We start from the raw sequence: 8,919 nt of genomic DNA on the forward strand, positions 1-8,919 counted from the left end.
GGCTATTCCACCGGCGCCGGCTCGGCGATGTACGCGGCGTCCACCTCACCCGTCAGGCTGTCGAGGAAGCTGACGATGTCGGCGATCGTCGCCGCGTCGAGCTCACGGTCGAGCTGGTGCCAGGCCATCAGGCGAACGACCTCCGAGAGATCCGTGAGGCTTCCGTCGTGGAACCAGGGGCCGGTCTTCGCGATGTTGCGCAGTGACGGAACCTTGAAGAAGGACTTGTCCGCGGCGTTCCCTGTAACCGACATACGACCGGTGTCCTCGGTCTCGTAGGGATGAACGAGGCCGAGCTTCTGGAACATGGCGCCCCCGAGCGCCGGGCCGGAATGGCAGGTGGTACAGCCGGTCTCGAAGAAGGCCGCCAGGCCGCGCAGCTGCGCCTCGTCCAGGGCGGCGTCATTGCCGGCCAGGAAGGCGTCGAAGGGGCCGGGTGTGAGCAAGCGCCGCTCGAAGGCGCCGATCGCCTTGGCCAGGTTGTCGTAGGTCAGCGCATCGGCCTCGCCCGGAAATGCCGCCGCAAACAGCGGGGCGTAGCCTGCGATCCCGCGCAGCTTCGCGATCACCGCGGCGTCCGACGGCATGGCCATCTCGATCGGGTTCAGGATCGGCCCCTTCGCCTGGGCTTCGACATCGGGCTCCCGCCCATCCCAGAACTGGGTGGCGTGGAGCGCGGCGTTGTACACGGTCGGCGAATTCCGTCCGCCGCGCTGCCCCTCGTGCCCAGGTGACGTGGGCTCGCCGTCCGCGCCAAAGCGATCCAGGGGATGACAGGAGTTGCAGCTGATGTCGTCGGCGAGGGAGAGTCGCTCATCGAAGTAGAGCAACCGGCCGAGTTCGATCTTCGCTTCGGTGACGGAGTTGGCCGGGTTGACCGCCTCTTTCGGAAGCTCGCCGAACGCGATTCCGACTCGTGCCCGCAGGGCCGCCGCGTCCGGATTCGCCGCACCGGTGCTCGCAACCAGGACGATCAATAGTCCACCGATCCAGCTTCCCATCTTCATCTGGCACATCTCGAGATGCCTCCTCTTTCGGCGTGGCGTTCTTTCCGCCTGCGCAGCTTCCACCCGCCCGTGTTCGTGGGGAGTGCCGCTGCAGCTTTGCGAACTTTTTAGGCTACCGCAGCCACGCGAGGAACCATCGAGATCGGGTGCCAAAGAGGCCCGCCGGCAGCGGGTCGAACTTCCACACGATCAGACCCGTCCTACGAGGGCAAGTGGTCGGGGTGGGGGGATTCGAACCCCCGACGCTGACCACCCAAAGATCAGGCTCTGGCCGCTGAGCTACACCCCGACGGGCTGAAAGGATAGCCAACTCGACGTTGGAGTTCGGGTCAGGCCGCGAAGGGGAGAACCAGGGTGACGACGGTGCCTTTGCCCGGCTCGGTCACCACGCGAAGAGCACCGCCACTCTGCTCAGCGATTCCGTAGACGGTGGCCAGGCCGAGGCCGGTGCCTCGCCCGACCTCCTTGGTCGTGAAGAAGGGCTCGAACATTCGCGAGCGGGTCTCCTCGTCCATACCACTGCCATGGTCGGAGACCGAGAGAGCGGCGTAGCGCCCGGGGGCGAGGTCCGGAAATGTTCCGGACGGCCCGTCGGAGACGACAACCTCCTCAGTACTCAGCGTGACCGTCCCGCCTTCGGGCATGGCGTCCCGTGCGTTCACACAGAGATTCACCAGCACCTGTTGGATGTGGTTCGGGTCGGCCATGACGGGCGGGAGAGTCGGGCCGAGGCGTGTCGCCAGTGTCGCCTCGGCACCGAGGGCGCCGCGCAGCACCATCTCGAGGCGTTCGACGGCGGCATTCAGATCGAGGCGCTCGGGTTGTGCGGCCTGGCGACGTGAAAAGGCGAGCAGCTGGCCAACCGTGATTGCGGCGCGCCGCGCCGCATCCTGGATGGTGGCGGCGGCCCCATGAAGCTCGGACTCTCCGTCGAGGGATTCGACGAGTTGCTCCGCGTAGCCCTGGATCACGGTGAGGAGGTTGTTGAACTCATGGGCTGCGCCGCCCGCGAGCCGCCCCACCGCATCCATCTTCTGGGAGTGGCGAAGCTCCTCTTCGAGTTCGTTCTCGCGGGTAACGTCTCGGATGACGCCCACGTAGCTTTCGACGCGTCCGGCTCGGCCGCGCACGGGGGTGATGCTCGCATCTCGAAAATGACACGAACCATCCGCCCAGACGGAGGAATAGCGCCCACGCCACATGCGACCGGTCCCGAGTGATTCCGCGATCTCGACCATCAGATCGTCGTCGCCCTGCCCTTCGGAAAGGATGGTGACATCACTTCCAACCAGCGAATTCCGGCCCATCATCTGCGATGCAGCGTCGTTGGCGTAGAGGATTCGCGCGTTCCTACCGATCACCAGGATTCCCTCTTCCGCCTGGTCGGTTGCCATCGCGAGGCGGTTGAGTTCGGATTGACGGCGTAGCACGCCAAACGCAAGGATCCCGACCAGCCCACATGCCCCGAGCACACCTGCCAGGTTGAGGAAATCAGAGGACGTAACGAGTTGATCGACACGGCTCGGTGTGGGTGCGACAACCAGGACGAGGGGACGATCGAGCAACGCGATCTTCCGCTCCTTCGAGAAAGGCCAGGGCTTCAAACCACGGTCTTCCTCCCCCGTCGGGGCGAATGCAACCAGTCCGTCTTCCTCGACCAGCGCGATCTCGTATTCGCCTTTCAGCTGGTAGGCCACACGGGAGACCTCGACCATCCGATCGATGCGAAAAACCGCATTCACGAACCCGACAACGGCGCCGTCGGTTCCCTTCACCGGCCAATAGCTGGCGAAGCCTCGCCCACCTTGCAGGAAATCCACGATCGCCCGGCTACGTGCAGGAGCACCGGTTTCCGTGGCTCGCCGAATGGCCTCCGACACATCGGGCGCCGGATGATCATGCAGGTTCCGACCCAGCGCGGCCTCGTTGCCCTCGTTGGGCACCGTCGTCCGGATCACCCAATCCGGGCCGAGCCAGTTGAGGGCCTGGAGGCCCGGAAGGCGATCCAGGAAGAGTTGGGCATCGCGCCGAAACACCTCCGGCTTGCCCGCATAGTGATCATTCCAACGCTCGACGAACGGCTGGATCGCGGCGAGGCGCCCATCGGTCCAGCTCATCAGATGGTTGGCCACCTGATCCGCAATCATGCCCGCTTCGCGCTCGAGGGCCTGGCGGCGGTAGCTGCGTACCTCCATTCCGGCGAGCCCCACCAGGAGAAGCAGGACCATCACGATCGCCGACGCGCCCGCCCGGGCAGGCCGTGAGTTCGACGACCACAGCGCCTCACCCGGCACGCCGGAGTTGAGAATCCGCCGCCGGGTGTCGCCCTTCTCGTTAGTGCTCACGAACTTCCATCGACACCCCGCGCAGTCGCCTCAAGCGAGCTGGATCAGGTTGAAGACCTTCTCCTCGAGCCACACGACCAGCTCCCGCAAGGCCTCGGGCCGGATTTCGTGCTGCATCTCATATTCCCGGTAGTGGACATTGACGCCCCGGGCGAGCAGCTTCTCCCGGCTCTCCTGGGCGCGCGCCACCGGGATCATCGGGTCTTCGGTGCCATGGATGAGAAGTGCCGGGAAATTCTCGAGGGCTGGTTGGCTCGGAACCCCCTTCTCCACGTGATCGGGCAGCCAGCTCGAGAGGGCGATCAGACCCGCGAAGCGCTCGGGGTTTCGCAGGACCAGGTCGTAGGCCATGACCCCACCTTGGCTGAAACCCATCACGACGGTCTTGCGCGGATCCATGGGATATCTCTGCGCGGCTTCATCGATGAAACTCTCGACCGCCTTGCTGGCAGCCTCGAACGCCTCGGGATCGATCTCGCGATCCTCGGTGATCGGCCACCAGCCAAAACCCAGCATGCCCTGGCCGATTTCGAAGGCGACCGGACCCTGAGGGCACAGCACCAGGGCTCCCCCGCCATGGAGAACCGGTGCCAACCCGAGCAGGTCATGAGCGTTCGCCCCCCAGCCGTGAAGCATCAGGATCGTGGGAAACGGGCCCTCTCCGGGAGGGACGTGCGCAGCGTACATGAGGTCCATCCGGAGAACCTAGACATTCCCAAGCCAGCCGCCCCCCAGGATGCGGAGCGCCCCTTTTCTGCTACATCCCCGCGTCATGCCCGCCCCTCGTAGCCTGTTCGACAAAGTCTGGGAAACGCACTCGGTCCGGGAGCTTCCGGACGGGCAGACCCAGCTGTTCATCGGCCTGCACCTCGTCCACGAGGTCACCAGCCCGCAGGCGTTCGCCATGCTGAAGGAAATGAAGCTCGGCGTCCGTTACCCCCAGCGCACATTTGCCACCGTCGATCACATCATCCCGACGGATTCGCAGCTGCGGCCCCTCGCCGACGATCTTGCCGAGGAGATGATGGTCGCCCTGGAACGGAATTGCCGCGAGCACGACATCCCCCTCTTCGATTCGGCGAGTGGCCGGCAGGGTGTCGTCCATGTGATCGGGCCCGAACTCGGCCTGACCCAGCCTGCCATGACCGTGGCGTGCGGCGACAGCCATACATCCACCCATGGCGCGTTCGGCGCGATCGCCTTCGGCATCGGCACGAGCCAGGTTCGCGACGTGCTGGCCACCCAATGCCTGGCCATGGAGAAGCCCAAGCTGCGGCGCATCGAAGTGTCGGGGAAGCTAGGCGCGGGCGTCTACGCCAAGGACGTGATTCTCCACATCATCCGGCAGCTCGGCGTCAAGGGCGGCGTCGGATTCGCCTATGAGTACGCCGGGACCGTGATCGAAGCCATGACGATGGAAGAGCGCCTCACGGTCTGCAACATGTCGATCGAAGGCGGCGCGAGGGTCGGCTACATCAACCCGGACGAAGTGGCCTTCGACTATCTTCGCGGCCGCGAGTATGCACCGACCGGTGAGACCTGGGGTGCCGCAGAGCAATGGTGGCGAAGCATGGCCAGCGAGCCCGGCGCCCCTTGCGACGATCTCATTTCGTTGGCAGGCGAGGACATCCCGCCCACGGTCACCTGGGGGATTCATCCCGGCCAGTCCGCGGGCGCCGACGAACCCATCCCGAACCTCAGCGATGTGCCCGACGCGGACCGGACCGCCTTTGCCGAAGCACTCGAGTTCATGGGCTTCCGGCCCGGACAGCCGATCGCGGGCACGAAGATCGATGTTGCCTTCATCGGATCCTGCACGAACGGCCGGATCTCGGATCTCCGCGAGGCCGCCCGCGTCGCAAAGACCGGCAAGGTCGCGGATGGCGTGCGGACGCTGATCGTCCCCGGCTCCCAGGCGGTCGCCCGCGAAGCCGAAGCGGAAGGGCTCGATCAGGTGTTTCGCGCGGCAGGCTTCGATTGGCGGGAGCCCGGCTGCTCCATGTGTCTCGCCATGAACCCGGACAAGCTGCAGGGACGCGAGGTCTCCGCGTCCTCGAGCAATCGCAACTTCAAGGGCCGACAAGGCTCCCCCACAGGACGCACGCTGCTCATGTCACCAGCCATGGTGGCTGCAGCGGCGTTGAAGGGCGAAGTCGTCGACGTCCGCGAGGTGCTGTAGCCATGACGAGTATCGTCGAACGGGTCGAGGGCCGCGCATGTGTCGTGCGCGGAAACGATATCGACACCGATCGGATCATCCCCGCACGCTTCCTGCGCTGCGTCGTTTTCGATGGGCTCGGCGAGCATGCCTTCGAAGATGACCGCGAGCAGGCGAAGGGCGATCATCCCCTGGATGACGAACGATTCGCGGGAGCGAGCATCCTCGTCGTCGGCGAGAACTTCGGCTGCGGCTCTTCCCGGGAGCACGCGCCGCAATCGCTCCACCGCTTCGGCTTCCAGGCCTTCGTCGGAGCGTCGTTCGCCGAGATCTTCGCAGGAAACTGCACGGCCCTGGGCTTGCCCTGTGTCACCCTCGAGCCGAACGATCTCGAAGCCCTGATGGAGAGCGTCAGCCTCGATCCCACCCAGGAGGTCGTCGTCGACCTGGCCGGGCGCAGCCTCACCTACAAGGGCGGCACCTTGCCCGCCGGCGTCCGTGACGGCACCCGCAAGGCGCTCCTCGAAGGCACGTGGAACGCCACCCGTGTCCTGCTGGAGGCCGGCGACGCGATCGATACCCAGGCCGCAACGATCCCCTATGTGACGGGTTTCGGCGCCGCCTGAGCCCCGGGAGGCTTCGCGGCCTAATAAGCCTCGATGCGGTGGGCCCAGCTGCGCTCGGCCTCATACCAGGCGACGCAGCGGGCGATTCCGTCTTCGAGGGAGATCTGGGGAGCCCAATCCAGCAGGGCGGCCGCCTTGTCGATGCTCGCCCAGGTGGCCGGAACGTCGGCCGGATGGGCGGGCTCGTGCTCGATGATTGCCTTGCGCCCGAGCGCCTGTTCCACGGTGCGAATGAGCTCGTTCACCTGGAACGGCTGATCGCCTCCGAGGTTGATGACCTCGAAGCCAAGGGGCCGCGCAGCCGCGATCGTCCCACGCGCGATGTCATCGACGAAGGTGAAATCCCGCGACATCGTGCCATCACCGTAGACGATGATCGGGAAGCCTTCGCGAATCCGTTGCACGAAACGAAAGACACCCATATCCGGCCGACCGGCGGGGCCGTAGACCGTGAAATAGCGCAACACGGAGACATCGATGCCGTGAAGCGCATGATACGTATGGGCCAGCGCTTCAGCGCCGCCCTTCGACGCAGCGTAGGGAGAGAGCGGTCGACTCGTATCCTGATCCTCGGTATAGGGGCACGGATTCGCTGCCCCGTAGAGGCTGGAGGTCGAAGCGAGCACGAACTTGGAGATCCCATGCTCGCGACAGAGCTCGAGCATGTTGAGCGTGCCCGTGATGTTCGTCTCCACGTACATCCAGGGATATTCGACGCTCGAGCGCACACCGGCCCTTGCTGCCAGGTTGAAGACCGCGTCGAAGCGGTGATCGCGCAGCGCTGGCATGCGAAGGGTCGTCGGATCGGCAACGCTGGCCTCGACGAAGCTGAAGGCGGGTTGCGCCTGGAGGGCGCCCAGCCGGTGTTGCTTCATGCGGATATCGTAGGCGTCGTTCATGTTGTCGAGGCCGACCACATGGTGGCCCTCGGCAAGCAGCAGCCCCGCCGTGCGTGCGCCGATCATGCCTGCGGCGCCGGTCACGAGGTAGTTGGACACGCCTAACGTCCCCCGAACTCGGGATCGCGCTTGGCCAGGAACGCATCCATCCCCTCGGCGCGGTCTTCGGTCGCGAAAATGCCGCCGAAGGCTTCCTGCTCCAGCGCATGGGCCACGCGTGCGTCGGAGTCGGCGCCTTCCACGAGGAGCCGCTTGGCCACCGCCACGGCGACCGGGCCTTTCGCCGCCACCGTCTCACCCGCGTGTTGGGCCGCCGCGTGAAGCGCATCCACGTCCTCGAAGCTTCGGTTGACGAGACCGATCCGCAGCGCAACATCCGTACCGATCGCCTCGCCGCCCAGCACCAACTCGCGAACCCAGCCCGGCGGCACCTTTCGCGCCAGGCGCGAGGTCCCGCCGAAGCCGGGAATCAATCCCAGGCTGACCTCCGGCTGGCCGAGCTTGGCCCGCTCGGTGGCGTAGATCCAATCGCAGGCACAAGCCAGCTCGCAGCCACCGCCCAGGGCGAAGCCGTTCACGGCTGCAATGGTCGGGATCTCGAGGGCTTCCAGCACCCCGAACGCGGCGTGGCCGAGCTGGGAGAAGCTGCGCCCCTCGGCCGGGGTCATCTTGCGCATCTCGGCGATATCCGCACCGGCCGCGAAGGCCCGGCCAGCGCCTGTGACCACGAGCGCGCGAGCAGCGGGATCCTCGGCCACCTCGCCGAGGCGGGTGCCGAGGGCGTTCAACAGATCACCGTTCAGGGCATTCAGTGCATCCGGACGATTCAGGGTGAGCCAGGCAACGGGCCCGTGGCGCTCGGACAGGACGAGATCGGACAAGGGCGTCTCTCCGGCAGGAAGTCCGAGATCATCGCCGCCCGGAGCGATCCCGCAACCTTCGGAAGGCGTGCTAGGATTCGCTTCCCGCGGGGACCCCGTCCCTGCATGAGAACCTGGAGGGCCCATGCAACGTTCCAAACTCGCGCTTGTCGCCGGGGTGCTCGGCGCCCTGGCCCTGTTCGACGCCGTGATGGGCCCGATCTTGATCCACCTCGGTCTGGTCTCGCCGATGTTCGGCTTCCAGTGGTTGTTCCTGCTCGGGGTTCTCGAGGGCCTGATCGCCCTGGTGCTGGGGCTGATCGCGCTCCGCATGACCGGCGCTGGCAGTGGCACGTCCGGACGCAACCTGGCATGGCTGGGAGTCGGCAGCGGCACCGTGATGCTCCTGGTCTTGTTGGCCACCGCTGGACCGAGCAGAAACGTGCCACCGATCAACGACATCTCCACCGATCTCGACGACCCGCCTGCCTTCTCAGTGGATCCCGCCGACCGCGCCCGCGACATGGCCTACCCGGAAGATTTCAAACCCCAGGTGCGGACCGCCTACCCGGACCTTGCTGCCCAGCCCACCGCTGCCGAGCCGGCACGTGCACTCGAACTGGCCGAGGCCACGGCCAAGAAACTCGGCTGGGAAGTGGTTGCCGTGGAAGCCGCGGCAGGCACCGTCCTGGCGCGGGATACCACCGGGATCTTCCAATTCGTCGACGACATCGTGGTGCGCGTGCGCCCGGCCGAAGGCGGCGGATCTCTCGTCGACGTCCGGTCCAAGAGCCGAGACGGCCGTAGCGACCTCGGCGCCAATGCGGCCCGCATCCGGCGGTTCCAGGCCGCCTACCCGCGCTGACGAAAGTAATCGGCGCCCGCGCCTAGTCCCTTGTCACACCAAAAGCTGGGGGTAGAGTCGTCGCAGTTTCACGCGGGCTTGTTGGGTCGTGAATTGCCAGTCGACGCCCTTCGTCGTTCGGTTGCGATCGTCTTGCCAGGCTTGGACTTGGCGCGTGAG

The 8,919-nt window shown here is 65.9% G+C and carries 8 protein-coding genes and 1 tRNA gene; 3 read left to right on the forward strand and 6 right to left on the reverse strand.

From position 1 onward, the window contains the following. Positions 1 to 2: 2 nt before the first annotated feature. From GY937_17220 to GY937_17235, 4 genes are all read right to left on the reverse strand, one after another. The gene (locus tag GY937_17220; GenBank protein ID MCP5058447.1) at positions 3 to 1,007 is read right to left on the reverse strand and encodes a c-type cytochrome; all 1,005 of its coding nucleotides are present in this window, start codon (positions 1,005 to 1,007) and stop codon (positions 3 to 5) included. A 213-nt stretch (positions 1,008 to 1,220) separates the two neighbouring features. After that, a tRNA-Pro gene (locus GY937_17225) sits at positions 1,221 to 1,296 on the reverse strand. Between the two features lie 40 nt (positions 1,297 to 1,336). After that, positions 1,337 to 3,352, reverse strand: a complete 2,016-nt coding sequence (locus GY937_17230; GenBank protein ID MCP5058448.1) for a PAS domain S-box protein — start codon at positions 3,350 to 3,352, stop codon at positions 1,337 to 1,339. A gap of 30 nt (positions 3,353 to 3,382) precedes the next feature. Continuing rightward, on the reverse strand, positions 3,383 to 4,039 hold the full coding sequence (locus GY937_17235) for a hypothetical protein (protein MCP5058449.1): 657 nt from the start codon (positions 4,037 to 4,039) through the stop codon (positions 3,383 to 3,385). An 85-nt stretch (positions 4,040 to 4,124) separates the two neighbouring features. On the opposite strand from GY937_17235, the gene leuC reads away from it, so the two are divergent. Next, a complete protein-coding gene (gene leuC, locus GY937_17240; protein ID MCP5058450.1) occupies positions 4,125 to 5,531 on the forward strand; it encodes a 3-isopropylmalate dehydratase large subunit in 1,407 nt (468 codons plus the stop codon). A 2-nt stretch (positions 5,532 to 5,533) separates the two neighbouring features. Further along, complete coding sequence (locus GY937_17245; GenBank protein ID MCP5058451.1) at positions 5,534 to 6,136, forward strand: 3-isopropylmalate dehydratase small subunit; 603 nt, start codon at positions 5,534 to 5,536, stop codon at positions 6,134 to 6,136. Positions 6,137 to 6,156: 20 nt separating this feature from the next. Here the strand turns inward: GY937_17245 and GY937_17250 are convergent, their stop codons facing one another. Both GY937_17250 and GY937_17255 read right to left on the reverse strand, forming a co-directional pair. After that, positions 6,157 to 7,134 (reverse strand): NAD-dependent epimerase/dehydratase family protein, encoded by a 978-nt coding sequence (locus GY937_17250; GenBank protein MCP5058452.1) that lies wholly within the window; start codon positions 7,132 to 7,134, stop codon positions 6,157 to 6,159. A 2-nt stretch (positions 7,135 to 7,136) separates the two neighbouring features. Next, entirely contained in the window at positions 7,137 to 8,042 is a 906-nt protein-coding gene (locus GY937_17255) for a hypothetical protein (GenBank protein MCP5058453.1), read from the reverse strand. Here GY937_17255 and GY937_17260 point away from each other — a divergent pair. Further along, complete coding sequence (locus tag GY937_17260) at positions 8,041 to 8,760, forward strand: DUF1499 domain-containing protein (protein MCP5058454.1); 720 nt, start codon at positions 8,041 to 8,043, stop codon at positions 8,758 to 8,760. The two genes, GY937_17255 and GY937_17260, sit on opposite strands and share 2 nt — an antisense overlap. Positions 8,761 to 8,919: the final 159 nt, after the last annotated feature.

It is taken from the genome of bacterium, assembly GCA_024228115.1.
Taxonomy (GTDB): domain Bacteria; phylum Myxococcota_A; class UBA9160; order UBA9160; family UBA6930.